General features: G+C 60.9%; 19 protein-coding genes. 9 read left to right on the plus strand and 10 right to left on the minus strand.

Annotation, left to right across the window (positions count from 1 at the left end):
• Nucleotides 1-143 precede the first annotated feature (143 nt).
• Entirely contained in the window at nucleotides 144-929 is a 786-nt protein-coding gene (locus AACY25_RS14780; protein WP_339525522.1) for a hypothetical protein, read from the plus strand.
• Between the two features lie 42 nt (nucleotides 930-971).
• On the opposite strand, the gene AACY25_RS14785 is transcribed toward AACY25_RS14780, so the two are convergent.
• On the minus strand, nucleotides 972-3098 hold the full coding sequence (locus tag AACY25_RS14785) for a TonB-dependent siderophore receptor (RefSeq protein ID WP_339525523.1): 2127 nt from the start codon (nucleotides 3096-3098) through the stop codon (nucleotides 972-974).
• Nucleotides 3099-3349: 251 nt separating this feature from the next.
• Here AACY25_RS14785 and AACY25_RS14790 point away from each other — a divergent pair, with 251 nt between their 5' ends.
• The 3 genes from AACY25_RS14790 (at nucleotide 3350) to AACY25_RS14800 (ending at nucleotide 6052) form a co-directional block, all read left to right on the plus strand.
• Entirely contained in the window at nucleotides 3350-3610 is a 261-nt protein-coding gene (locus tag AACY25_RS14790; protein ID WP_339411837.1) for a DUF4212 domain-containing protein, read from the plus strand.
• A 3-nt stretch (nucleotides 3611-3613) separates the two neighbouring features.
• Nucleotides 3614-5383, plus strand: coding sequence for a sodium:solute symporter family protein (locus tag AACY25_RS14795; protein ID WP_339525525.1), 1770 nt, complete (start codon nucleotides 3614-3616; stop codon nucleotides 5381-5383).
• 162 nt (nucleotides 5384-5545) lie between these two features.
• Nucleotides 5546-6052 (plus strand): hypothetical protein, encoded by a 507-nt coding sequence (locus tag AACY25_RS14800; RefSeq protein WP_339525526.1) that lies wholly within the window; start codon nucleotides 5546-5548, stop codon nucleotides 6050-6052.
• Nucleotides 6053-6130: 78 nt separating this feature from the next.
• On the opposite strand, the gene AACY25_RS14805 is transcribed toward AACY25_RS14800, so the two are convergent.
• The 7 genes from AACY25_RS14805 to AACY25_RS14835 all read right to left on the minus strand — a co-directional run bounded on the left by AACY25_RS14805 (nucleotide 6131) and on the right by AACY25_RS14835 (nucleotide 14426).
• Nucleotides 6131-6313: a hypothetical protein gene (locus AACY25_RS14805; RefSeq protein WP_339525527.1), complete on the minus strand. Its 183-nt coding sequence runs from the start codon at nucleotides 6311-6313 to the stop codon at nucleotides 6131-6133.
• Nucleotides 6310-7440: a PepSY-associated TM helix domain-containing protein gene (locus AACY25_RS14810; RefSeq protein WP_339525529.1), complete on the minus strand. Its 1131-nt coding sequence runs from the start codon at nucleotides 7438-7440 to the stop codon at nucleotides 6310-6312. The genes AACY25_RS14805 and AACY25_RS14810 overlap by 4 nt, the downstream gene beginning before the upstream one ends.
• A 60-nt stretch (nucleotides 7441-7500) precedes the next feature.
• Nucleotides 7501-9849, minus strand: a complete 2349-nt coding sequence (locus AACY25_RS14815; protein WP_339525531.1) for a TonB-dependent receptor — start codon at nucleotides 9847-9849, stop codon at nucleotides 7501-7503.
• Between the two features lie 246 nt (nucleotides 9850-10095).
• Nucleotides 10096-11049, minus strand: coding sequence for a FecR family protein (locus AACY25_RS14820; protein WP_339525533.1), 954 nt, complete (start codon nucleotides 11047-11049; stop codon nucleotides 10096-10098).
• A complete protein-coding gene (locus AACY25_RS14825; RefSeq protein ID WP_339525535.1) occupies nucleotides 11046-11564 on the minus strand; it encodes an RNA polymerase sigma factor in 519 nt (172 codons plus the stop codon). Before AACY25_RS14825 ends, AACY25_RS14820 begins: the two co-directional genes overlap by 4 nt.
• Before the next feature lie 229 nt (nucleotides 11565-11793).
• A complete protein-coding gene (locus AACY25_RS14830) occupies nucleotides 11794-12498 on the minus strand; it encodes a 3'-5' exonuclease (RefSeq protein ID WP_339525537.1) in 705 nt (234 codons plus the stop codon).
• Nucleotides 12495-14426 carry a putative nucleotidyltransferase substrate binding domain-containing protein gene (locus AACY25_RS14835; RefSeq protein WP_339525539.1) on the minus strand — a complete coding sequence of 644 codons (1932 nt, stop codon included), beginning with the start codon at nucleotides 14424-14426 and terminating at the stop codon, nucleotides 12495-12497. Before AACY25_RS14835 ends, AACY25_RS14830 begins: the two co-directional genes overlap by 4 nt.
• A 241-nt stretch (nucleotides 14427-14667) precedes the next feature.
• Between AACY25_RS14835 and AACY25_RS14840 the strand changes: the two genes are divergently transcribed.
• The 3 genes from AACY25_RS14840 (at nucleotide 14668) to AACY25_RS14850 (ending at nucleotide 19225) form a co-directional block, all read left to right on the plus strand.
• On the plus strand, nucleotides 14668-16347 hold the full coding sequence (locus tag AACY25_RS14840) for an ABC transporter substrate-binding protein (RefSeq protein ID WP_339525541.1): 1680 nt from the start codon (nucleotides 14668-14670) through the stop codon (nucleotides 16345-16347).
• Nucleotides 16348-16450: 103 nt separating this feature from the next.
• Complete coding sequence (locus AACY25_RS14845) at nucleotides 16451-17128, plus strand: substrate-binding periplasmic protein (RefSeq protein ID WP_339525543.1); 678 nt, start codon at nucleotides 16451-16453, stop codon at nucleotides 17126-17128.
• Between the two features lie 99 nt (nucleotides 17129-17227).
• On the plus strand, nucleotides 17228-19225 hold the full coding sequence (locus AACY25_RS14850; protein WP_339525545.1) for a methyl-accepting chemotaxis protein: 1998 nt from the start codon (nucleotides 17228-17230) through the stop codon (nucleotides 19223-19225).
• Nucleotides 19226-19296: 71 nt separating this feature from the next.
• On the opposite strand, the gene AACY25_RS14855 is transcribed toward AACY25_RS14850, so the two are convergent.
• Nucleotides 19297-21474: a malate synthase G gene (locus AACY25_RS14855; protein WP_339525547.1), complete on the minus strand. Its 2178-nt coding sequence runs from the start codon at nucleotides 21472-21474 to the stop codon at nucleotides 19297-19299.
• A gap of 295 nt (nucleotides 21475-21769) precedes the next feature.
• Here AACY25_RS14855 and AACY25_RS14860 point away from each other — a divergent pair, with 295 nt between their 5' ends.
• Both AACY25_RS14860 and AACY25_RS14865 read left to right on the plus strand, forming a co-directional pair.
• Complete coding sequence (locus AACY25_RS14860; RefSeq protein WP_339525549.1) at nucleotides 21770-22216, plus strand: GNAT family N-acetyltransferase; 447 nt, start codon at nucleotides 21770-21772, stop codon at nucleotides 22214-22216.
• Nucleotides 22217-22237: 21 nt separating this feature from the next.
• Nucleotides 22238-22756, plus strand: a complete 519-nt coding sequence (locus tag AACY25_RS14865) for a glycine cleavage system protein R (protein WP_339525550.1) — start codon at nucleotides 22238-22240, stop codon at nucleotides 22754-22756.
• Between the two features lie 440 nt (nucleotides 22757-23196).
• On the opposite strand, the gene rarD is transcribed toward AACY25_RS14865, so the two are convergent.
• Nucleotides 23197-24090 (minus strand): EamA family transporter RarD, encoded by an 894-nt coding sequence (rarD, locus tag AACY25_RS14870; protein WP_339525552.1) that lies wholly within the window; start codon nucleotides 24088-24090, stop codon nucleotides 23197-23199.
• Nucleotides 24091-24223 lie beyond the last annotated feature (133 nt).

The raw sequence follows: 24223 nt of genomic DNA on the forward strand, positions 1-24223 counted from the left end.
CGGGCATATCGGGTTACGCGAAGAGGCGCGTGCGGGGCATTTGCTGGCATGGCGGATTGCCCGCTTGTTCCGTGACGCCCAGCAAGGGCAGCATGCCTTGTCGGGTTTAGACTGGCCGCGGGATGATCAAAAGGAACTCAGGGATGAACCGCATAACTTTCGCCGCAGCGCTGTGTGGCCTGTTGCTAGCCGCTTCGGTGCAGGCCGATGATTGTCGGCAGCAACTGCCCGCATGGCTCGAGCAGGCCCACCCCGGTCATGCTCAGGGCACGCCTTTGCAGGACGGACGGGGTACCTATCGCCTGGATGTGGGCAAAAGCATATGCAAGGTCTGGCCGGGGCGGCCGCAGCTCACGCTGATTGCGACGCCGCTGGTGCGTGAAGAGGATGAGGGTTATGGCGAGAGCGATCTGCAAGTGCTGGTGCTCGATAGCGCTAGCCAGGCCATCGTGGCGCGCTTGATCGAGCCGAATAGGCTGGACTGGGATGCGGTTTCCGTCGACAGGCTGGAGTTCGATACCGCGCCCTATCGGTTACGCGAAGGCGAGTTGGCCTTCGGAATCAGGGTGATGCGCCGTGGCAGTTCGCGGGCCAACCCCCTCTATGAAACCACGCTGAGTCTCTATGAGCTGCAAGCGCAGCATCTGCGTCCGCTGTTGAGCGAACTGGTAGTGGATAGCTCATGGGCCGAGTGGGATACCCGTTGCACGGGGGACTTCAGTAATAGCAGAGGGGTATTGATCATCACCAAGCGCGCGGGCAACCAAGGCTATCGCGACTTGTTGCTTAAGCAGACCCGTACCGGCAGCCGCGACGAAATGCTGGCCGGCGAATGCGAAACTGTGGAAGAAAGCACGCAGCGGGTGCAGTTTCGTATCGAGTACGGCGAGCAGCGCTATCTGCTGCCGATCGAACTGGCACCGAACTGAGAATGGTGCGCCTGGCGAGCATTACCCACCAGGTGCTGACGCTTATAGGCTGATCGAGATACCGGCCTGCAGCGTGCGCGGCTCGCCCGGATAGGCCCAGATGTTGCCCCAGGCGCGCTCTTCGTACTCTTCATCGAACAGGTTGTTCAGGTTCAGATTGAGTCGCACGTTCTCCGTCAGCGGGTAGTAGGCGAGCAGGTCGACCACACTGTAGGCAGCCATATCGAACGCCGTGCTGCTGGTCGAACCCTGGCGTGCGCCGACGTATTTCATACCGACGCCTAGGCCCAGGCCGGCCAGCGGGCCGTCATCGAACTCATAGGTGTCGAGCAGGTTGAAGCTGTGCCGTGGCACGTTGGCCAGACGAGTGCCGATCGGCATGCTCGCGCTGTTGCTCTCGGTCACCTGGGCATCGACATAGGCGTAGCCGCCGATCACGCGCCACTGCGGGGTGATATTACCGGCCAGGCTGATGTCCAAGCCGCGGCTGCGCACTTCGCCGGCGGCGATGCTGCGGGTGCTGTCCAGCGGGTCAGTGGTCAGCACGTTTTCCTTGGTGATATGAAACAGTGCCGCCGTCAGGCTCAGGTTGCGCTCGGGCAGGTCGTATTTGATGCCAACTTCATGAGCGACGCCTTCTTCCGGGTCGAAGGCGTTGCCGAGGCGGTCAGCGCCGCGGTTGGGTTTGAACGAGCGCGAGGTATTGGCGAACACCGCCAGCTCATCGTTCAGGTCGTAGATCAGGCCGAAGCGCGGCGAGACTGCGTTATGTGCCTGGTCCCAACCTTCGGCACCAGGACGCTTGTCCACATAGACCTGTTCAAAACGCTCAAGGCGCGCACCCAGCTGGAGCTTCAGGCGCGCGGTTAGCTCGATCTGATCCTGCAGGTAGAAGGCGTAGGACTCGAGCCGCTCGCTATCGTGCGTGGTGGTGCGCGTTAGCTCAGGTAGCGGCTGGTCGTAGACCGGGTTGTACAGGTCGAGGGGGAAGTCGCCGACGCCGCCGGCGGAACGCTGGATCAGCGAGTTGTAGTTGAACTTGTCGTATTCCACGCCCAGCAGCAGGGTGTGGGCGAAACCGCCGGTATTGAAGCGACCTTCGGCATTGGCCTGGGCGTTGACGTCGTTCCAGTTCAGCCAGCGCTCGCTGTAGTTGCGCCCAACCGTGCGGCCGTCAGCGGCCAAGCCATTGTTCTCCACGGCGCCGCCGTAGATTTTACCGTCGAGGTACTGCACGCCGCCGCGCAGGGTCCAGTTGTCATCGAGCAGATGCTCAATACGCAGCTGGGTGGTGGCGTTTTCGTTGGTCAGCTTGCCGGCGGATTCTTCGCCGAGAAAACGTTCGCGGGGCAGTTTGCCTTGCTGATTGGCGTAGCGGGTGACGCCACGATCGAGGGGGTGACGGTTGTGCAGGTAGTCGCCTTCGAGCGTGATCGTGGTGACGTCGCTGAGCTGCCAGCGCAGCACGGGTGCGATGTTGTAGCGTTCGCCCTCGACGTGGTCGCGGAAGCTGTCGCTGCCTTCGGCCAGCAGGTTCAGGCGGTAGGTGAATGTCGCGCTCTCATCCAGTGACCCGGTGGTGTCCAGGGTGCCGCGGTGCAGCCCTTCGCTGTTGATTTGGCTGCCCAGCACGGTACGCCGTTGCGCCTGCGGCTGCTTGCTGACGATGTTGAAGGTACCACCGGGGTCGCCGCGACCATAGAGCATGGCGGCCGGGCCGCGTAGCACTTCAATACGCTCGATGCTGTTGGCGTCCGGCATGTTCGGGTAGCCGCGATTGACTGCAAAACCGTTGCGGTAGAACTCCTGGCTGCTGAAGCCGCGGATAAGAAACTCTGTCAGTCCCTGACCACCGAAGTTGTTGCCACGCTCCACGCCACCCGCGTAGTCGAGCGCATCTTCCAGGCGTGTGGCGCCAATGTCCTGCAGCACTTGCGCGGGCACTACGCTGATCGACTGAGGAATCTCACTCAGTGGCGTATCGGTGCGGGTCGCACTAACCGAGCGGGTAGCGCGGTAACCGTCCACGGGTCCATCGGCTTGCTCGGCCGGCGCGGTGATGTGCATGCCATCCAGGGTCAGAGGCGTCTGCGGGGCACTTTGGGCGGCCAGGCTGAACTGACAGGCGAGGGCCGAGATCGTGAATAGAGGTACGGTTAGGCACCGCATGTCGTGGTCCTTGAGTGGTGATGAGGGGCGGGATAGTACGCATGCTAATGCTATAGATAATCATTATCAAATAAGATTGATAAAAGTCTGCTGGTGACTAGAGTTCAGGGGGGACCTGGAGACGGGTTCAGGCTGCAGTGCAAGTGCCGATGTAGGCGCATCAGGTGGCTAATACCAATGTCTATCTGTCGACTATGGTGGCCTGCTGCTAGCTTGGAGGTGCATGAGAATAACAATAACCGGAGGAGTTTATGACTTCTGATAAAGCTAACGCTGCTGCGTACTGGAAAGCGAATGTCCGGCTGATCACGTGGTGCCTGGTTGTCTGGGCATTAGTGTCTTACGGCTTCGCCATACTTCTTCGACCCCTGCTGGCAGGTATTCCTGTTGGCGGTGCCGACCTTGGATTCTGGTTCGCCCAGCAAGGTTCGATCATCACCTTTGTCGGGATCATTTTCTTCTACGCGTGGAGAATGAACAAACTCGATAAACAATTCGGTGTCGAGGAATAACCCATGAGCCAGTTTGTAATCAACATGCTGTTTGTGGGTGCCTCCTTCGCGCTCTACTTCGGCATCGCCTTTTGGGCCCGTGCCGGCTCGACCAAAGAGTTCTACGTCGCCGGCGGTGGTGTACACCCCGTTACTAACGGTATGGCCACTGCGGCTGACTGGATGTCTGCGGCTTCCTTCATCTCCATGGCAGGCCTGCTCGCTGCGGGTGGTTATGCCAACTCAACCTTCCTGATGGGTTGGACTGGCGGCTATGTGCTGCTGGCCATGCTGCTGGCACCTTACCTGCGTAAGTTCGGCAAATTTACTGTGCCGGACTTCATCGGTGACCGTTTCTACAGCAACGGTGCGCGTCTGGCGGCAGTGGTTTGTCTGATCATCATCTGCGTGACCTATGTAATCGGTCAGATGGCCGGTGCTGGTGTGGCGTTCTCGCGCTTCCTCGAAGTAGAGAACTCCACCGGTATCTGGATCGCGGCTGGCGTGGTGTTCATCTATGCCGTATTCGGCGGCATGAAAGGCATCACCTACACCCAGGTGGCTCAGTACGTTGTGCTGATCATTGCTTACACCATCCCTGCGGTCTTCATCTCCCTGCAGCTGACTGGCAATCCGATTCCGATGTTCGGTATGTTCGGCGACCATGTCGAATCAGGTCTTCCGCTGCTGCAGAAGCTCAATGAAGTTGTGCGTGAGCTGGGCTTTACCGACTACACGGCAGATGTCAGTAACAAGCTGAACATGGTGCTGTTTACCCTGTCGCTGATGATCGGTACTGCTGGTCTGCCGCACGTAATCATTCGCTTCTTCACCGTACCGAAAGTGGCTGACGCACGTTGGTCTGCTGGTTGGACCCTGATCTTCATCGCCCTGCTGTATCTCACTGCGCCTGCAGTGGGCTCCATGGCGCGTTTGAACCTGGTCAACACTATCTACCCAGAAGGTCCGGCCGCTCAAGCAATGACCTATGAAGAGCGTCCAGAGTGGATCAAAACGTGGGAAACCACCGGTTTGATCAAGTGGGAAGACAAGAACAGCGACGGCCGCGTCCAGATGTACAACGATGCAGCGCCTGCCTTTACCCCAGCGGCAGAAGCTCGCGGCTGGAAAGGCAACGAGTTGACCGTTAACAACGACATCCTGGTACTGGCCAACCCTGAAATTGCCAACCTGCCAGGTTGGGTGATCGGTCTGATTGCCGCGGGTGCGATTGCTGCAGCCTTGTCGACGGCAGCCGGTCTGTTGTTGGCAATCTCTTCGGCAGTGAGTCATGACTTGATCAAGAACATGATCAATCCGAAGATCAGTGAGAAGAACGAAATGCTCGCCGCGCGGATCTCCATGGGGGTCGCGATTCTGTTGGCGACCTATCTGGGACTCAACCCGCCAGGCTTTGCAGCGCAAGTGGTGGCATTGGCCTTCGGTATCGCCGCGGCCACGCTGTTCCCAGCGCTGATGATGGGTATCTTCTCCAAGCGGGTAAACAACAAAGGCGCCATCGCCGGCATGCTGGTAGGCCTGGTGTTCACTGTGGTTTACATCTTCCTGTACCTGGGTTGGTTCTTCATTCCAGGCACTGCGACCTTCGCCAACACGCCGGATAACTGGATGTTCGGCATCTCGCCGCTGTCCATCGGTACTGTGGGTGCGCTGATCAACTTCGCCGTAGCCTATGCCGTGTCCCTGTCTACTGAGGCTCCGCCGCAGGAGATTCAGGATCTGGTAGAAAGCGTACGTACTCCCAAAGGTGCTGGTGGTGCATTGAGCCACTAAGCATAATCAAACCTGACTCAGTCTCTTGGGTCAGGGTCTTATTCGCGGGTCTCCTAGGGAGGCCCGTTTTATTTCCGCCATCCATGGCGACCACCCTGCGGGCAGCGTCGCTGCGCAACGTTAAAACTGCTCCAGGCAGTTTTTTATTTCGGGAGTAAATTAATGCTGTGGACACTACTTGCCATCGGGGTTTCGGGGCTGGGGGCGGCTGGTATTGCCATGCTGTTGCGCAAGCTGACGGGCAACCGCTTGCCGAAGTGGATCATTCCCGCGTGTGGCGGTTTGGGCATGCTGGCCTATCAGATTTACTACGAGTACTCCTGGTTCGAGTTCCAGCTACAGCGCCAGCCGGCTGAGTCGGTGTTGGTTGCCAGTGAAACCGGTGAAGTGTTCTGGCGCCCCTGGACCTATTACTGGCCGATGACCACCGCCTTCACTGTGCTCGATAGCAAAAGCGTGCAGCGCCAGGACGCAGATGGCACCTCGATCGCCGCCTTCAACCTGTACCGCTTTGAAAAGCAGCACGTCGACCGCGTCAGCCATCAGGCGCATTTGCTTAATTGCACCACGGCGGAACTGCTGCCCCTGGATGAGCAGAAAAAACCGCAGTTGGATCAGCTGAAGCAGATTGCCAAGGATGATGCGCTCTATCTGCAGGTCTGCCAGTAGCAGACCGCAGTATCTGCAGTCATTCCCCCCGCTACTACATGCAGGTTGCCTACCGGCTAACCCGGGACCCTTTAAGGGTTACGGGCGCCGGACTTGGCTGCGCTGCAGCAACGGCCAGCAACCAATCACGGCTGGCAGCCCGAGGCCAAGCCAGGCCACGGCGTCCCAGCCGCCATCACCCAGTAACGCACTGATCAGGCCGACGGCGCTGAGCAGGCCAATCAGCAACGGCAGGGCGAAAGTCGATTGTCGCCAGTTCATGCCGTTGCCTCCGCGCGTTCACGCTGTATGGCCGGGGTTCGCCTGCGTACCCACCAGAGGTACAGGCCGCTGCCGAGCACGATAATGGTCAGCACATCCAACACCGCCCAGAGCACCTTCATCGGCATGCCGCCGTAGTCGCCAAAATGCAGCGGCTGCGACATCGACAGCGCATCCATATACCAGGGCCGCTGGCCGATGGCGGTGACTTCCAGGCTGCGTGCATCGATCAGCACCGGCGTCCACAGGTGCGCGGTAAGGTGCGTATTGCCCTTCATAAACACGCTGTAGTGATGCTCGCTGGAGAAGCGCGTACCGGGGAAGGCGATAAAGTCCGGCTGCATATCCGGCGTGGCCTTGGCGGCGATAGTCAGCACTTCGTTAGCCGATGCTCGCTCAGTTAAAGGCGGCGCATCGCGGTAGGGTGCAACCATCGCCGCCAGTGATTCGGTGCGCCAGGCACTGATCAGCAGATCGGCACAGGCGCTGATCACCCCGGTCACGCCCACCACCAGCGCCCAGCTCAACGTGACGATACCGATCAGGTTGTGCAGGTCGAGCCAGCGCGTGCGGGTGGATTTTTCCCGGCGTACCTCGGCGAATTTCAGCCGGCGCATAAACGGCGCATAGAGCACCACGCCGGAGATGATCGCCACCACGAACAGCAGGCCCATAAACGCCAGCAGCAGTTTGCCGGGTAGGCCGGCGAACATATCTACATGCAAACGCAGGATGACCATCAGGATCCCGCCATTGGCCGCCGGCATCTCGACCGCCTCGCCAGTGCGCGCATCGAGCATAAAGGTGTGCGAGGAATTCGGCTCGGTGCCCGCGGTGGCAGCAGTAATCGCCACCACGCCATTGGGCTCATCCTCGTCATAGCCCAGGTATTGGATCACCTCGCCCTGGCGATGATGCTCGGCGGCATCGACCAGTTGCTGCAGGCTCAGGTGCGGCGCGTCCGCCGGCAGCTCACGCAGCTCTGGCGCTTCACCGAGCAGGTGCTCCAGCTCGTGGTGAAATATCAGCGGCAGGCCGGTCAGGGCCAGCATCAATAGAAACAGGGTGCAGATCAGACTGGTCCAGGTGTGGACGGCGGACCAGCGGCGGATGGTGGTGCTTTTCATCAACATATCCAGAAATGCCTACGCCGCCCGGTGCGGCGGCGCAAGGTTGCTGCAAGGCGATCAGAACTCCAGCTGAGCGGAAAACGTTAGGGTGCGTGGATCGCCCAGGTAAGAGCTGTTCAGCCAGTACGACTTGTTCGCCAGGTTGCTGACATTGGCGCGCAGAGTAACGTCGTTATCGGCCACCGGCATGCGATAGCGCGCGCCCGCATCGAAGGTGGTGAACGACGGCAGGCTGTGCTGGTTAGCCTCGTCGCTGTACTGCTTGCCGGTGTAGTAGGCACCGCCAGTCAGGGCGAAACCTGGGATCGCGTTGATGTCGTACTCCGCATACAGCTTGGCCAGTTGCGACGCCACGTTGGTCGGCTTGTTGCCTTCGTTGGCCGCGACGCTGTTTTCCTTCACCTGTGGGTCAAGCAGGGTGAAACCACCGACCAGGGTCAGCTCGGGCAGTACCTTGCCGGTGATGCCGAGCTCCAAGCCATTGTTCTCCTGACGGCCATCCTGCACGTAATAGCCGGCGCCGTTGATATAGGCATTGGGCTTGTCGATATTGAACAGGGCCAGGGTCAGCAGCGTTTCGCCAACGGTGGCCTTGACGCCGATTTCATACTGCTCGCTGACCAGGGGAGCCATGGCTTCGTATGCATTGAGTGCATTCCAAGGTGCCAGGCCGCCCGATTGAAAGCCCTCGATATAGCTGGCGTAGGTGGTCAGCCAAGGCTGGGGCTTATAGATCAGCGAGATATTGGGCGAGGTTTCCGTTTCGTCGTTAACCACATCCGAGCCCAGGGTCTTGATGCGGGTATGGGTCAGGCCGAGGATGGTCGACCACTGTTCGTTAAGGGTGATCACATCGCCGATCAGCCAGTTATCGGATTGGCTGCGCGAGTTCAGCTTTTGCTCGCCGTTGCCAATCGTACTGGCGTAGTCCGGTTTACCGACCTGTGGCTGCTCGTCGAATGGCACGTTGATGCCGAGGTCGACGTTGTACACGCCTGCATCGGTATAGCTGCGCTCACGCACGACGTTGCCCTGATAGCCGAAGGTCGCTTTGTGCTGGATGCTGCCGGTGGCGAAGGCGGCGTCGAGAAACAAATTACCGGAGGTTTCCTCGGTTTCCACCGGGGCAAAACCGTACAGGGGCTGGGTATAAAGCCCTGCGGTGGAGATAGTCGGGCCGGTATAGGCATATTCCTGGGTGTATTGGCTGTAGCCCAGCGCACCGCGCAGGGTGAAGGTTTCGTTCAGGGTCCAATTGAAACGGCTGCCAATACGGTCGTGTTCGCTGTCAGCGAACGCCCAGCGCTGGCTGTACAGTTTGTCATTGTCGAGATCGTCGGCATCCGGGCGCAGGCCTTGGTCGGCAAAGTACCAGTAGCTGCTCACGCCACGGGTTTCGCTCTTCTTGTGCGAGGCGTCGAACTGAATTAGCAGGTCATCGCTGACGTTCCAGTCCAGCGCCAGGCTGATCATTTCTCGGCGGCGTTTCTGCAGGTCAATGGCGGTTTCACCATCCTGAGTCAGCACGTTGAGGCGGTACGCGAACACCCCAGCGTCGTCGATTGGACCGCCGAAATCACCGTGCAGGTAGTAGTTCTCACCGCCCGCATTGCCCAGGGTGACGCTGTTGTAGCGCTCGTAGGTCGGCCGCTTGAGCACATAGTTGACCAGGCCGCCGGGGCTGGCCGGACCGTAGAGGAAACCGGAGAGACCGGTGAGGATCTCGATCTGCTCCATCTCCTCAATGTAGTTACCGCCGTCAAAGCCAGTGGAGTAGCGCAGGCCGTCGTTGGCGATGCTCAGGTTGCCGGCACCGCTATATCCGCGGATTGCCACCGCGCTGGCGTAGCCGGCGTTCTTCGGCGAATACAGCTGGGTGAATGGGCTGCGCTTGAACACATCGTCAGTGGAGGTGGTCTGGGTGTTTTGCAGCAGCTCCTTGGACACTACGCTCATCGAGTAAGGCGTGTCCTGTAGGCGCATGCCGCCGAGCGCGCCGACGTTCTTAACCGTTTTGCTGCGGTAACCGGCGGCTTCACTGCCCTCAATGGCGGCACTGGCGGTCACTGTGACATCCGGCAAAGCCACGGCTGCTTGGGGAGCGGGCGCCAGGTTATAGGTACCGGCGCTGTTCTGCTGCAACTGCAGGCCACTTCCGCGCAGCGCCTGGTCCAGGGCTTCGAGGGCGTCGTAGTCGCCTGCAACCGGGGCCGATTGCTTGCCCGCGGTCAGCGCGGGATCGATGCTCAGGACAATACCGGCCTGGCTGGCGATCTGCGTCAGGGTGCTGGCCAGGGGCGCGGCCGGCAGCTGGTAGCTATCCGCCAGAGCAGGAGCGCAGACGCTAGCGAGGCTGATGGCAACGGCCAGCAAACCGGGGCGGAACAGGGGCAGGGCGCGGGTCATTACGAAACTCTCCTAAGCGGGAATGCATCTCAATGACCTGTTGCCGAAGCAGAATGCAAAAGTGACAGGGCTGGTTGAAATTATTTCTTGGCGATATCAAAGGCGCTGTTGTGGACCCCTAACCGGGCGAGGGTCCTTTGTGGGAGGGGCTTTAGCCGCGACACTGCAATGTCGCGGCTAAAGCCCCTCCCACGTCAGTCCCAGCCTTGCCGTCCTTGTCTGTCCGCCTGGTTTTTAGGCGGCCGCTTATGGCGCGGCGGGGACGACCCTGGCCCACCAGTTACCAAAGCGCTCGATACGCACCGGCAAGCTTGGCGGCAGGGCGGCCAATGCCTTGTCGCTGTCGTGCAGAGGGAAGCTGCCGCTGATGCGCAGGTCGGCCAGGCTTGGGTCGAGGCTTAGGTAGCCGCTGCGGTATTCGCCCAGGGCGTCGAGCAGGTCGGCCAGGCGCAGGTTGTCAGCGACCAGCATGCCGTGGCTCCAGGCCGCGGCGCTAACTGGCGCCGGCTGCACGCTGCCGAGACGCTGGCGTTGCATTAGTACCTGTTCGCCGCTCTGGATAATCCGTTCACTGCTGCCTTCAGCCGGGTGCGCGGCGACGGCCGACTGCAGCACAGTCAGGCGTGTGCTGTCGCCCTCTCGGCGTACCAGAAAGCGCGTGCCGAGGGCGCGCAAGCTGCCGTGCTCGGTAAGCACCACAAAGGGCCGGGTATCGCCATGAGCGGTACGCACCAGAATTTCACCGCTGCGCAGGCGAACGGCGCGCTGGGTTTGGCTGAATTCGATATCCACGGCGGTGGCGCTGTTCAGGCGCACCAGGCTGTGGTCGCTGAGCAGCAGCTCGCGTTGTTCGCCACGGCCGGTGTGTTCATCGGCCAGGTAATCGCCGAGCGGGCGTTGTTGTGCCAACAGACCGAGCGCCAGCGCGCTGCTTAGCAGCAGGCCGAGCGCGGTGCCGCCAACACGACGCAGTCCTTTGCTGCGCGCGCTGTGTAGCAGGGCCTGGCGCGCTGGTGCGGCGGCGGCCGAGGCAAGGCGAATATCCAGGCCATTCAGTTGCTGCCAAACCCGCGCATGCTCGGGATGCGCCGCCAGCCATGCGGCGAAGGCGTGCTGTTGTTCAGCGCTAACCGTGCCGGAGTCCAGGCACAGCTGCCACTCGATGGCCGCGTCCAGCACTTGGGCCGATACCGCGCTCATTGCGGTGCTCCATACAGGGCGATGTAGCACTGGCGCAGGCCCTGGGCCAGGTACTGGCGCACGCGCGATACCGACACCCCCAGGCGCTCGGCGATTTCCGCATGGCCCATGCCGTCCAGGCGGTTATGCAGAAAGGCCGCGCGGGCGTTGCTCGACAGCTGGCCAAGTAGCCGGTCGATCTCGCGCAGCGCATCCAGGGCCAGCGTCTGTTCTTCGGCGCTGGGCTGCACATCCTGCGGTTGCTGGCCGAGTTCTTCGAGGTAGGCACGTTCCAGCGCGCTGCGGCGGAAGTGGTCGATCAGCAGGCCCTTGGCGATGGTGGTCAGCAGCGCGCGCGGCTCGCGAGCCTGGTCTAGGTCGCTGCGCCCGAGCAGGCGGACGAAGGTGTCCTGGCTGAGGTCTTCGGCGCGCTCCGGGCTGTACAGGCTCTTGCGCAGCCAGCCGAGCAGCCAATCGCGGTGGTCGCGATAGAACAGGCCGACAAGTTGCTGGTGGGTAGAATCGCCGGCCGACACGCGAACCTCATTTGACTGGATAGAAAAGGAATCGAGAATTATTCGCATATGATGGCAGCTGGCCTCATTCCCCGCAATCCATCGCTACGACGCCACGATGGGCGGTTGGACTGGGTGGCGAAATAGATACCCGTTGGCCGTACGAGCGCGCGACGGTGAGTGATGTGCTTGTCAGTGGCGCCGAAAGGGCGCTGAGCGTTGATCTATTGATGTTGGACTTGTTGGGCCATTACATCGAATGTGCCAGTTGGCGGCGTCGGCTATTGAGCTGATGCAGCAACGTCGGCAGGCTATCAAGGCCCTGCTGGCGCGCCTTGCTAAGCAGTATTAACGCCAGTTCGGCGGTGACCAGTGCGTCGGCGCTGGCGTGATGGCGCTGCTGCACCTGCAGGCCAAAGTGCTGAGTCCAGCCGTCGAGACCAGCATTGCTCACAGTGGCTTTGGGGCACAGCAGTGGGGCAATTTCGGCGACATCAACGAACGTATGCTGCAAGCGCAAACCCAGGCTCTGTTTGAGTGCGCGTGCCAGCATGCGTTGGTCGAATTCGGCGTGGAAGGCCAACAGCGGGCTGTCGCCGACAAATTCCATAAACGCCAGTAGGGCCTCAGCAGGTGCTTCGCCGTTAGCGATCTCGCTGGGTGCAATGCCGTGGATCAAGGTGCTGGCGCTGGCCTGGTGCCCTTCGCGTTGCAAGGTGCATTCGAATTGCTGGCTGAGGTCGATGGCCGCGTTTTCGATCACCACGGCGCCGATCGATAGCACCAGATCACGGCGCATGTTCAGCCCGCTGGTTTCCAGATCAAGCACGACGAAGCGTTGCTGCTGCAGCGTGCGGTCATCGAATAGGGTGGCCGTGGTCAGTTTATCCCGGCGCTGCAGTTGCGCTTGAGTGAGAGCCGGTTTGTGACCGGTCAGCCAAGTAAACGTGCTCACAGCTGATACCTCACAGACAGGCTGCTTTGCAGACGCTGCGCCTGGCGGAAAGATTCGCGCAGGATGCGTCGATCCAAGTGATTGAGGTGGTCGGGGTCAACGCGGTTTGAGTAGGGCAGCCCCTTACGCGCCTGCAGCTGGTGTTGCTGCATGCGCTCTTGCTGAATGTAATGGTAGGCCTCCTCATAAGCCGCGCCATCCTGGGCTTCGATGACGCCCTGGTTGATCAGCACACGCAGGCGTTCCAGCGTGTTGCAGGCGCTTACACCGTGGGCCAGGGCCAATAGCCGTGCACCGTCAACGAAGGGCGTAAGGCCTTGTACTTTGAGGTCCAGGGTGTGCTTTTCGGCGCCCTTGCGCGAGACCACGAAGTCGCGGAATGTCCCTACCGGCGGGCGCTGGCGCAAGGCGTTCTCAACCATCATGCGTTGGAATACCGTGTTGCTCGCCACCTGTTTTAGCAGGTTGTGGCGCAGTTGCTCGCAGCCCTGCGGGTCGCCCCAGACGGTGCGTAAGTCGAAATAGATGCTGGAAGCGAGAAGATTCTCAGGGGTGGTGGCCTGGATAAAGCTGTCAAAGCGCCTAGCCCACTCCTGGCGCGAGAGGCACAGCTCGGGGTTGCCGGCCATGATGTTGCCCTTGCACAGGGTGAAGCCGCATTGATCCAGGCGCCGGTTGATTTCCTGGGCCAGGGGTAACAAGCGGCCACGGATAGCCGCCGCTTCGACGGCATCGGCGGCCTCGAACAGAATGCCGTTGTCCTGGTCGGTGTGCAGGGTTTGCTCACTGCGTCCTTCGCTGCCGAACACCAGCCAGGTGAACGGTATGCCAGGGTCGCCGAGGTCTTCCAGGGTCAGTTCAATAACGCGGCACACGGTGTGGTCGTTGAGCAGGGTGATCAGTTGGGTGATCTGGGTGGAGCTGGCGCCGTGGGCGAGCATGCTGTCCACCAGCTGACGCACGTCACTGCGCAGCGCCGCCAATGTTTCTACCCGGCCGGCATGGCGAATAGTGCGCGCCAGGTGGACCAGGTCGACACGCTGTAGGCTGAATAGGTCGCGCTCGGAAATCACCCCGCAGAGTTGCTCACGTTCCACCAGGCAGACGTGGGCGATATGGCGCTCGGTCATGGCAATGGCCGCGTCGAAGGCGCTGGCGTCCGGCGGCAAGTGAAAGGGCGATTGGGTCATTAGGCGGTCGATGGGCTGGGCCAAATCAACGCCGTCCGCTACTACGCGGCGTAGGTCGCGCAGAGTGAAAATTCCCAGGGGCTTAAGTGCCGGATCGACAATCACAATGCTGCCGACTTGCTGTTCATGCATCAGCTTGACTGCATCACGCAACGGCATTGCAGGGGCGCAACTTACCGGGTTGCGCATGGCCAGCTGGCCGAGGCGCGTATCCAGGGAATACTGCGCGCCGAGGGCCTCCACCGCGCGCATTTGCACCTGTTGGTTGACCTGGTCGAGCAGGCTGCTAATACCGCGCAAGGAAAAGTCGCGCAGCGGGTTGGACAGGGCAAACAGCTTGATAAAAGCGGGTTTATTCAGCAGCAGGCAAAAAGTGTCTTCGCCGGCCAGATGTTCGGTGCGGGTGGCGCGCTCGCCAATCAGCGCGGCCAGGGGGAAGCACTCACCGGTGGTTATCTCGAAGGTGGTCTCCGTGCCGCGTCGCGCCGAATGCGGGCGCTCGCCATGCACGCGGCCCTGTTTAACGATAAAGAAATGCTCAACCGGCCCGTCATCCGGTTTGATGATGGTTTCGCCCGCGCCATAGAAACGCAGCTGACAGTTCTCCACCAGATACGCCAGGTGAGCCGTGTCCATCTGGTTGAACGGCGGGAATTTCTGCAGAAAGGCCATGGTGCCATGGATGTTCTGCAGCACCGCCGTCTTGCCTGCTTGGGCGATTGCGTCCGCTGTGCTCATGGGCCGCCTCGGGAATTATCTGTATGGCCATCGTCGGCCGCACTTGTCGAGTCGGCCATTGGACATAAGTCTAGACAGACGGCCTGGTGCACCAGGATATGGCCGGCTTTGGTCGGTTAAAGCCGCGGATATGCAAGGATCTACCGTCAAATCACGCTTTTCTCCGCAGTTGCCCTAGATGGGTGCGACTAAAGCCAGGGCATGCACTAAAGTGAAGTGCACATGGCAACGGGAGGCACGCATGCGCGCGGTAATCGCCCTGGTCTGGTGTTTGAGTGGCAGCGCCCTGGCCTCCGAATCGATGCAGGCAGCTCTGGCTGAGTTGCAGCCCAGCTCGCTGAGCCGCAGCGCTCAACAGGCCGAATTGCAGTGGTTTGTCGATGCAGCCAAGCCCTACCAGAATGTGCAGATACGGGTAATCGCCGAACGTATAGCCACCCACTGGTATGAGGCTAATGTGCTGGCGCCGCTGTTCAGCCAGCTCACCGGCATCCACGTGATCCACGAAATCAGCGGCGAAGATGACGTGGTCAACAAGTTGCGCGCCCAGCAGCAGACGGGTCTGCCGCTGTACGACGCCTATGTCAGCGACAGCGACCTGATCGGCCAGCACTTTCGCGATTCTCAGGTGCTGGTACTGTCCGACTTTATACGCGGTGAGGGTGCGGCGGTGACCTTGCCCAGCCTCGATCTGGAGGACTTTATCGGCCTGCCCTTCGTAACCGCACCGGACGGCAAACTCTACCAGTTGCCTGACCAGCAGTTCGCCAACCTCTATTGGTACCGCCAGGACTGGTTTGCCCGCCCCGAACTGCGCAAGGCCTTCCGCGAGCGCTATGGCTATGAGCTGGATGTGCCGCAGAACTGGTCAGCCTACGAGGACATCGCCGCCTTCTTCAGCGAACAGGTGCAGGAAATTGACGGCCAGCGGGTTTACGGCCATATGGATTACGGCGCCTTCGACCCCTCACTTGGTTGGCGCATTTCCGATGCCTGGATGGGTATGGCTGGGGTGGCCGATCTGGGCCTGCCCAGTGGTCTGCCGGTAGACGACTGGGGCATTCGGGTCGAGGGCTGTCGTCCGGCGGGCGCCAGCATGAGCCGTGGTGGCGCCCTGGACAGCCCGGCGGCGGTTTACGCGCTGCAGCGTTATATCGACTGGTTGAAACGTTATGCGCCACCCGAGGCGCAGCGCATGAGTTTTAATCAGGCCGGCAATGTCGCTGCCCAGGGGCAGATCGCCCAGCAAATATTCTGGTACACCGCCTTCACCTCTGACTACACCCAGCCGGGTAGCGCGATGCTCGATGAGCAGGGCATGCCGAAGTGGCGAGTAGCACCTTCGCCGCGCGGCGCTTATTGGCGCGAAGGGATGAAGTCCGGCTATCAGGATGTCGGTGCCTGGACCCTGTTGCGCGCTACTCCGCTGAAACAGCGCCAGGCGGCCTGGCTTTATGCGCAGTTCGTGGTGGCCAAATCGGTATCGCTGCGCAAGAGCCTGGTCGGCCTCACGCCGATACGCCGTTCCGATTTGGACTCCCCGGCGCTGCTCGCCGCAGCGCCCAAGCTCGGCGGCCTGATCGAGTTTTACCGCAGCCCGGCGGCGCAGCGCTGGACGCCCACTGGCGCCAATGTGCCGGACTACAGCGGTATGGCCAACCTGTGGTGGCGCCACCTGTATCCGGCGGTCAATGGCCAGCTCAGCGCCAGCCAGGCCATGAGTAACCTGGCGACCGCCTTTGACCAGCATTTGCAGCTGCTGACTCCGCGCCAGTTGCACGCCTGCGGGCCGGTGATGAACCTGGCGCGCAAGCCCGAGCATTGGCTGCAAAAGCCGGGGGCGCCTTGGCCGGCCCTGGCCGATGAGCGCCCAGCGGGGCGCACGTTGCCCTATCAGGAGGCGTTGCGTGCTTGGGATTAACAGGTCGTTGAAAAATTACTGCGCTCGCCTATGCGGCGTTGAAAGCGGCCTAGCCCTCGCGCGCTGCATTTTTAAACGATCTGTTGGCCTGCTGGTTCTGCTGTTGCTTAGCCCGCCGCTGCAGGCTGAGGTGCAGCTGTTCGCCTGGGAGCGTCCGCCGCTGGTGCAGCAAGGCGCCGATGGGCGTGGCAGTGGGCTGGTGCCGGAGCTGACCGCCGAGCTGTTTCGCCGGGCGGAAAGCGCCTACCAGCTGCGTTTTATGCCCTTGCAGCGGGCCTTGCGCCAGGTGCAGGCGCAGCCCAATAGCTGTGCGCTGCTGGTGGAGCGCCAGCAGGAGCGCGAACCGGGTTATGTGTGGGTTGGACCGATGCTGATTTCCCGCCTCGGGTTGTATGCTCGGGCTGAGGACGACGTGCAGTTGCTCAGCCTGGAGCAGGCCCGTGGCTTGAGTATCCTCAGCCACCAGGGCTCGGGCGCCGGCGAGTACCTGCAGCTGAGCGGCCTGCAGGTGCTCTATTCGAATAACGAGGCGCTCAACCTGAGCATGCTGCAGCGCCAGCGCGCCCGTCTGTGGGCTACCAGTGCGGCAGTGGCGCGGGCGCGAGCGGTCAACCCGCCGCTGCGCGAGGTGCTGCCTTTTCTGACCCTGATGGAAGATATCGCCTGCCACCCGCAGTTCGACCCGGCGCTCTTGCAGCGCCTACAGGCGGAGTTGTTGCAGATGTACCGCGACGGCTGGGTGCAGGCGCTGTACCAGCGCTACGACGTCAGTCTTTATTAGTCGCCGCTTTTGGCGATGGACTCAAGGGAGTGAGTGAGGGGTAAGCGTTAGCGGGCGACCCGCTGGCGGACTATTTTGCTGTGTAAACCGAGGTGCAACATGGTTTCGCTTAAGACCATCCAGTCGCGCTATACCCTGATTTTTATCGCCTTTCTCGCAGTGATATTCCTGCTGACCGAGGAAGGCATCCGTCATTTCATCGCCCCGCAACTGAAGACGGCGGAAGAGCAGTTGGTGCTCGGCAAGGTCAACAAGATTGCCGAAACCATCCTCTTCGAGCTGGCCAAGGTCGAGGCGCAGTCGCGCAGCATCACCCAGACCATTCCGCTGCTTGATAGCGACAGCATCGATCTTGTGGTGCCCGGCCTGGTCGATCAGTACGGCGATGCCAAGGTATTCGGCGGCGGTATCTGGCCGCTGCCGCAGCAGCGCTCGGAGCGCGACAAGCACAGCACCTTCTTCCACCGCGACGGCAGCGGCAAGATGACGGTCAACACTTACTGGAACTCCGAGGAGTCGCTCAAGTACTACGAGCAGCCCTGGCACCGTGCCGGCATGCAGGCACCGCGTGGTCAGTGCACATGGGCCGCCGCCTACAAGGATGACGCCAGCGCCCAGCCGCGCACCAACTGCGCCATGGCTATCAGCAAGGATGGTGCGCCATTCGGCGTGTCGACCATCGATGTGACCCTGGGCTTCTTCAACAGCCTGGTGGCCGAGAAGGAGAAGGAAATCCAGGGCGAGGTGATGATTGTCGAGCCCGACGGCAAGGTGCTGAGCAATCAGGGGCGTATCAGCGGCGAGATCGTGCTGAAGAATGTTTCCGAGCTGGCCGGCCAGTCGCCGTTCGTTGCCGAGATCCAGAGCGGCCTGGGCAAGATTGGCAGCACTACATTGCTCAAGCACGAATACCAGGGCAGTGACGGCAGTGACTGGACCTTCTTTCTGCAGCCTATCGAAGGCACGCCCTGGCTGCTCGCCGCGGCCTTGCCCAGCCGGCTGTTGACCGAGAACAGCAGTGAAGTGCTGCAAACCCTGGCCATGATCCAGATTCCCATGGTGATCCTGCTGCTGGCCGTGACCTTATTTGCCATCCGCCAGTTGATGCAGCGCCTGCATGTGCTGCGCGGCAGCATCGATTCGCTGTCGGCCGGCGACGCCGACCTGACCCGGCGCATTACCCTCAAGGGCGAGGATGAGATGGATGCGGTGGGCAGTTCGGTGAATAAATTTATCGCCTACCTGCAGGCCATGATTGTCGATATCAGTCAGGCCAGCGCGGTGATCGCCGACGAGCTCAAGCAGCTGCAACAGCAGTCGCGGCACAGCAACGAGGTGCTGGCGCGTCACGCCAACGAAACCGACCAGACCGTTACCGCTATCACCGAGATGGGCGCCACCGCCGATAGCGTGGCGCAGAGCGCCAGCGAGACGGCCAGTTTCACCCGCACCGCCAACGACAATGCCGAGAAGTCCAAACTGGTGGTGGCCGAAGCGTCGGCCAGCGTGCTGGCCCTGGTCGAAGAAGTGCAGCGGGCCACCGGGCGGGTCCAGGAGATGCAGCAGGATGCGCAGCGCATCAATGACGTGCTCGGGGTGATCGGTGCCATCGCCGGGCAGACCAACTTGCTCGCGCTCAACGCTGCCATCGAGGCCGCCCGTGCTGGTGAGCAGGGCCGCGGCTTTGCCGTGGTGGCCGATGAGGTGCGCGCGCTGGCCGGGCGTACTCAGCAGAGCACCTCGGAGATCAACGAGATGCTTAGCAAGCTGCAGCAGGGTGTCAGCTCCGCGGTGCTGGCCATGGAGCAGACCAAAGCCAGTTGCGAGGCCACCGCAAACACCACCTCGCGGGTCAACGTCAGCCTGGACGACATGGCTTCGGCGGTCGGGCGCATCCATGATCTCAGTGCGCAGATTGCCACTGCCGCCGAACAGCAGAGCGCCGTGACCGAGGAAATCAACCGCAATATGGCTGCGATCCGCCATATGGTCGACGAGTTGGTCAGTAGTGGTCTGCAGGCCGACAAGAGCACCGAAGCGCTGCTCGGCTCGAACAACCGGCTGCTGCAGTTGATGAATCGCTTTAAGGTTAAGTAGCGCGTCGCGCTTAAATCGCAGCGATAAAAAAACCGCCCCGAAGGGCGGTTTTTTGGTGCTACAGCTGCGGGTTACAGGCCGTTGGCGGCTTTGAACTCGCGGCGGCGGCGGTGCAGAACTGGCTCGGTGTAGCCGTTCGGCTGCTTGGCGCCTTCGACCACCAGTTCCAGGGCAGCCTGGAAGGCGATGTTGCTGTCGAAGTTCGGTGCCAGCGGACGGTACAGCGGGTCGCTGGCGTTCTGACGGTCAACCACCGGTGCCATACGCTTGAGGCTGGCGACGATCTGCTCTTCAGTGGCGATGCCATGACGCAGCCAGTTGGCCAGCAGCTGGCTGGAGATACGCAGGGTGGCGCGGTCTTCCATCAGGCCGACGTCATTGATGTCTGGCACCTTGGAGCAGCCGACGCCCTGGTCGATCCAGCGCACCACATAACCGAGGATGCCTTGCGAGTTGTTGTCCAACTCATTCTGAACTTCTTCAGGCGTCCAGTTGGTGTTCTGCGCCAACGGAATGCTCAGGATGTCATCGATCGAGGCGCGCTCACGCTTGGCCAGTTCGGCCTGACGGGCGAACACGTCAACCTTGTGGTAGTGCAGCGCGTGCAGTGCGGCGGCGGTCGGCGACGGCACCCAGGCGGTGTTGGCGCCGGCCAGTGGGTGAGCAATTTTCTGCTCAAGCATGCCGGCCATCAGGTCGGGCATGGCCCACATGCCTTTACCGATCTGCGCGCGGCCTTGCAGGCCGGTGGCCAGGCCGATATCAACGTTCCAGTTTTCGTAGGCGCTGATCCACTTCTCGCTCTTCATGGCGGCTTTACGCACAACGGCGCCGGCTTCCATGGAGGTGTGGATTTCATCACCAGTGCGATCGAGGAAGCCGGTGTTGATAAACACCACGCGCTCGCTGGCGGCTTTGATGCACGCCTTGAGGTTAACGGTGGTGCGGCGCTCTTCGTCCATGATGCCGACTTTCAGGGTGTTGCGCGTCATGCCCAGCACGTCTTCAACGCGACCGAAAATTTCAGTGGTGAAGGCCACTTCTTCCGGGCCGTGCATCTTCGGCTTAACGATGTACACCGAGCCGGTACGGGTGTTCTTGCGGGTGGTGTTGCCATTCAGGTTGTGGATGGCGATAAGGCTGGTGAACAGCGCGTCCTGGATGCCTTCCGGAACTTCGTTGCCTTGGGCATCGAGAATCGCCGGGTTGGTCATCAAGTGGCCGACGTTACGCACGAATAGCAGGCTGCGACCGTGCAGGGTCAACTCACTACCGTCGGTCTTGGTGTAGACGCGGTCCGGATTCATGGTACGGGTGAAGGTCTGGCCGCCTTTGACTACTTCTTCGGCCAGGTCGCCCTTCATCAGGCCGAGCCAGTTCTTGTAGATCACCACTTTGTCGTCGGCGTCGACGGCGGCAACGGAGTCTTCACAGTCCATGATGGTGGTCAGCGCAGCTTCCATCAGCACGTCTTTAACGCCCGCAGCGTCGGTCTGGCCGACTGGGGTACTGGCGTCGATCTGAATTTCGAAATGCAGGCCGTTGTGCTTGAGCAGCACCGCGATCGGCGCGTCGGTCGCGCCCTGGAAACCAACCAGTTGGGCGTCGTCACGCAGGCCGCTGTTGCTGCCGCCTTTGAGGCTGACAACCAGCTTGCCATCAACGATCTTGTAGCCAGTGGAGTCGACATGCGAGCCAGCAGCCAGCGGCGCGGCTTCGTCGAGGAAGGCGCGGGCGAAGGCGATAACCTTGTCGCCGCGAACCTTGTTGTAGCCACGGCCTTTCTCCGCGCCGCCTTCTTCGCTGATCACGTCGGTGCCGTACAGCGCGTCGTACAGCGAGCCCCAGCGGGCGTTGGAGGCATTCAGTGCGAAGCGTGCGTTCATCACCGGTACTACCAGCTGCGGGCCGGCCAGGCGGGCGATTTCTTCGTCGACTTTCTGCGTGGTGGCCTGGAAGTCAGCCGGCTCTGGCAGCAGGTAACCGATTTCTTGGAGGAAGGCTTTGTAGGCAGCGGCGTCATGGGCCTGGCCTGCGCGGGCCTGGTGCCAGCCGTCGATCTGCGCCTGAATCGCATCGCGTTTGGCGAGCAGCGCACGGTTTTTCGGGGCCAGGTCATTGATGACCGCTTCGGCACCCGCCCAGAACGTATCGGCAGCAATGCCGGTACCGGGGATGGCTTCGTTATTCACGAAGTCGAACAGCACTTTGGCAACCTGCAGGCTGCCTACTTGAACGCGTTCAGTCATCACTTGCCTCACTCTGCTCAGCTCTACTCAATAGCCGCGTCGGACATGGGAATACGTCATGTAGTCCGAGGCGCGGCATACTACATCAAGATCCTGGGAAAATCAGTGGGTGCGCGTCGCTCTGCGACCAAGAAGTGCTTTGCAGTCACTGTGTGTGGCGATTTGTCGCGGTTAACGTTGAATATTGTTTCATAAAAGACAAAAAACAGTACACAGTTTATTGCGCGTGTTTCTCGATCTGCTGCTATAGGCGCGCCTGCCTATACTGCGCTCACCGTTATGGAGCGTGATCATCATGCATATACAAGCAGCCACTGCTGCGGATTTGGATGAATTGGCCGAATTGTTTGGCGCGTATCTGCGCTTCTATGAGTTGGCCAAACCTCAGGCGCAGGTGCGGGTTTTTCTCGCCGCGCGCCTGCGCAACAACGATTCGACCATTTTGCTGGCCCGTGATGCGCAGGGTGCGGCGCAGGGCTTTGTTCAGCTCTATGCCTTTTTCTCCTCGCTGGCGCTGCAGCCAGCCTGGTTGCTGAGCGACCTGTATGTCAGCGAAGCGGCGCGCCGTCAGGGCGTCGGCGAGGCGCTGATGAATGCCGCTCGCGCCCATGCCGAGGCCACAGGTGCCTGCGGTTTGCAGTTGGAGACGGCAAAGAGCAATCTGCCAGGACAAGCCCTCTACGAACGCCTGGGTTATGTGCGTGATGAGGTGTTTTATACCTATTGGCTGGCGCTCAAATAAGTCTCGTATAAGGAGTTGTTTATGGACCATCTGGTATTGACGGTTATTGCTCAGGATCAACCAGGGCTGGTCGAGCGTATCGCCCTGTGCATCAGCGAGCACGGCGGTAACTGGCTGGAAAGCCGCATGTCGCGCATGGCCGGACAGTTCGCCGGAATTCTGCGCGTCGATGTGCCGCTGGATGCGCACTCTGGCCTGGTTATCGCGCTGGAGGAATTGCAGGCCCATGGCATTCGCGTGCAAGTTGCCGCAGGCGGCACCGAGTCGGCCAGCGTCTGGCAATCCATCCGCCTGGAGTTAGTGGGTAATGATCGGCCGGGCATCGTGCGTGACATCACCCGTTTGCTCAGCAGTCATGGGGTCAATCTGGAAAGCCTGAACACCGAAGTGGTTCCCGCGCCTATGAGCGGCGAGTTGCTGTTCCAGGCCCAGGCTGTGCTGGGCGTACCGCAGAGCTTGAGCCTGGAGCAGTTGCAGAAGCACCTGGAAACCCTGGCCGATGATCTGATGGTGGAGTTAAAGCTGCAGGCCGAAGAGTAGCGCCGAGGTTTATCCACGATCCATGTGGATAACTCTGTGCGTAGCATGAGGAGCCCCGGAGCACTGCCTAGTGTCCCGGGGCTTTTTGCTAAGTGCTTATTTTTTAAGCACTTAGTAACTGGTTGTGCACAAAGGCTGGGGATGCTTTTGTGGATAAACCGGGGGCAACTCGCTGCAGACCAGCGGCATCGGGTATTACAGGCTGCTGGTTGTTTTATAGCCTGCTGCTGAAAACGTTGGCAAGGCAGGCAAGACAAGGCGCTACGCCAGTAACAGCCTCCGGCTGGTCAAAACGGCGAGGAAGCGGAGTTTACTGGTGTAAATGAGCATTACTCGCTCCGCTCGCCCTCCGGGCCGCTCTGAAGCGCGTTAGCCGCAAGCGACTTTCCGGGCCTGTTTTTAACGCCGTATTGCCAACGTAGGTAGTTTTCAGTGGCAGGCTATGCAGCCTGGCGTTTGCGCAGGCTGAGCCAGGCATCAACGCTGTAGATCGCCAAACCCGCCCAGATGCAGATAAAGGCCAGCAGTTTGCTTGGGTCGAAATGCTCATCAAACAGGAAGATCGCCTGCAACAGCACCAGGGTCGGCGCCAGGTACTGCAGAAAACCTAGGGTGGTGTAGGGCAGATGGCGAGCTGCGGCGTTGAAACACACCAGCGGCACCAGGGTGATCGGGCCGGCGGCGATCAGCCACAGCGCTTCCGGGGTGCTCCAGAAATCAGCCTGGGTGCTCATCGCAACCGGGTGCAGGATTAACCAGCCAAGCGCCAGCGGCAGCAGCAGCCAGGTTTCCACCACCAGACCGGGCAATGCAGCCACCGGTGCCTGCTTGCGGATTAGTCCGTAGAACCCAAAGGTCAGTGCCAGCACCAGCGATACCCAAGGGATACTGCCAACCTGCCACAGCTGTTGCAGCACGCCCAGCGCGGCCAGGGCCACAGCTAGCCACTGCAGGCGGCGCAAGCGTTCGCCGAGGATCAGCATGCCCAGCAGCACGTTGACCAGCGGGTTGATGTAATAGCCCAGGCTGGCTTCGAGCATGCGCTCGTTATTCACCGCCCACACATACACCAGCCAGTTGCTGGCGATAAGCACGCCACTCAGTGCTAGCACGGCAAAGCGTTTGGGGTTATTCAGCAGCTCGCGCAGCCAGCCAGGATGTTTCCACACCAGCAGCAATAGCGCGCCGAACAGCGCGGACCAGAGTGCGCGATGGACGATGATTTCCAGCGCCGGTACGCTCTGGATGGCTTTGAAATACAGCGGGAACAGACCCCAGATGATGTAGGCGGTCAGGCCGAGAATATACCCGCGGCGCGGGTTGGCGGTGGCCATGCAGGGTCCTTGCTTAGGCTACTAACTAGAGGCTTGCGATTCTAGTCGGCGTGGCACGGGCTTGTCTGGATGGGCAGGATTTTCTTCGGTGGTGTAGGTCGCTTTGCTGTAACAAAGACGTTACGGGCAAGGG

The sequence above is a fragment of the Pseudomonas sp. EA_35y_Pfl2_R111 genome, assembly GCF_963970955.1.
Classification (GTDB): Bacteria; Pseudomonadota; Gammaproteobacteria; order Pseudomonadales; family Pseudomonadaceae; genus Aquipseudomonas.

What these genes read in the sequence shown, in the direction of transcription:
- AACY25_RS14780 (WP_339525522.1), top strand. Translation starts at nt 144, where the DNA reads ATGAACCGCATAACTTTCGCCGCAGCGCTGTGTGGCCTGTTGCTAGCC.
- AACY25_RS14785 (WP_339525523.1), bottom strand. Translation starts at nt 3,098, where the DNA reads ATGCGGTGCCTAACCGTACCTCTATTCACGATCTCGGCCCTCGCCTGT.
- AACY25_RS14790 (WP_339411837.1), top strand. Translation starts at nt 3,350, where the DNA reads ATGACTTCTGATAAAGCTAACGCTGCTGCGTACTGGAAAGCGAATGTC.
- AACY25_RS14795 (WP_339525525.1), top strand. Translation starts at nt 3,614, where the DNA reads ATGAGCCAGTTTGTAATCAACATGCTGTTTGTGGGTGCCTCCTTCGCG.
- AACY25_RS14800 (WP_339525526.1), top strand. Translation starts at nt 5,546, where the DNA reads ATGCTGTGGACACTACTTGCCATCGGGGTTTCGGGGCTGGGGGCGGCT.
- AACY25_RS14805 (WP_339525527.1), bottom strand. Translation starts at nt 6,313, where the DNA reads ATGAACTGGCGACAATCGACTTTCGCCCTGCCGTTGCTGATTGGCCTG.
- AACY25_RS14810 (WP_339525529.1), bottom strand. Translation starts at nt 7,440, where the DNA reads ATGAAAAGCACCACCATCCGCCGCTGGTCCGCCGTCCACACCTGGACC.
- AACY25_RS14815 (WP_339525531.1), bottom strand. Translation starts at nt 9,849, where the DNA reads ATGACCCGCGCCCTGCCCCTGTTCCGCCCCGGTTTGCTGGCCGTTGCC.
- AACY25_RS14820 (WP_339525533.1), bottom strand. Translation starts at nt 11,049, where the DNA reads ATGAGCGCGGTATCGGCCCAAGTGCTGGACGCGGCCATCGAGTGGCAG.
- AACY25_RS14835 (WP_339525539.1), bottom strand. Translation starts at nt 14,426, where the DNA reads ATGAGCACAGCGGACGCAATCGCCCAAGCAGGCAAGACGGCGGTGCTG.
- AACY25_RS14840 (WP_339525541.1), top strand. Translation starts at nt 14,668, where the DNA reads ATGCGCGCGGTAATCGCCCTGGTCTGGTGTTTGAGTGGCAGCGCCCTG.
- AACY25_RS14850 (WP_339525545.1), top strand. Translation starts at nt 17,228, where the DNA reads ATGGTTTCGCTTAAGACCATCCAGTCGCGCTATACCCTGATTTTTATC.
- AACY25_RS14855 (WP_339525547.1), bottom strand. Translation starts at nt 21,474, where the DNA reads ATGACTGAACGCGTTCAAGTAGGCAGCCTGCAGGTTGCCAAAGTGCTG.
- AACY25_RS14860 (WP_339525549.1), top strand. Translation starts at nt 21,770, where the DNA reads ATGCATATACAAGCAGCCACTGCTGCGGATTTGGATGAATTGGCCGAA.
- AACY25_RS14865 (WP_339525550.1), top strand. Translation starts at nt 22,238, where the DNA reads ATGGACCATCTGGTATTGACGGTTATTGCTCAGGATCAACCAGGGCTG.
- rarD (WP_339525552.1), bottom strand. Translation starts at nt 24,090, where the DNA reads ATGGCCACCGCCAACCCGCGCCGCGGGTATATTCTCGGCCTGACCGCC.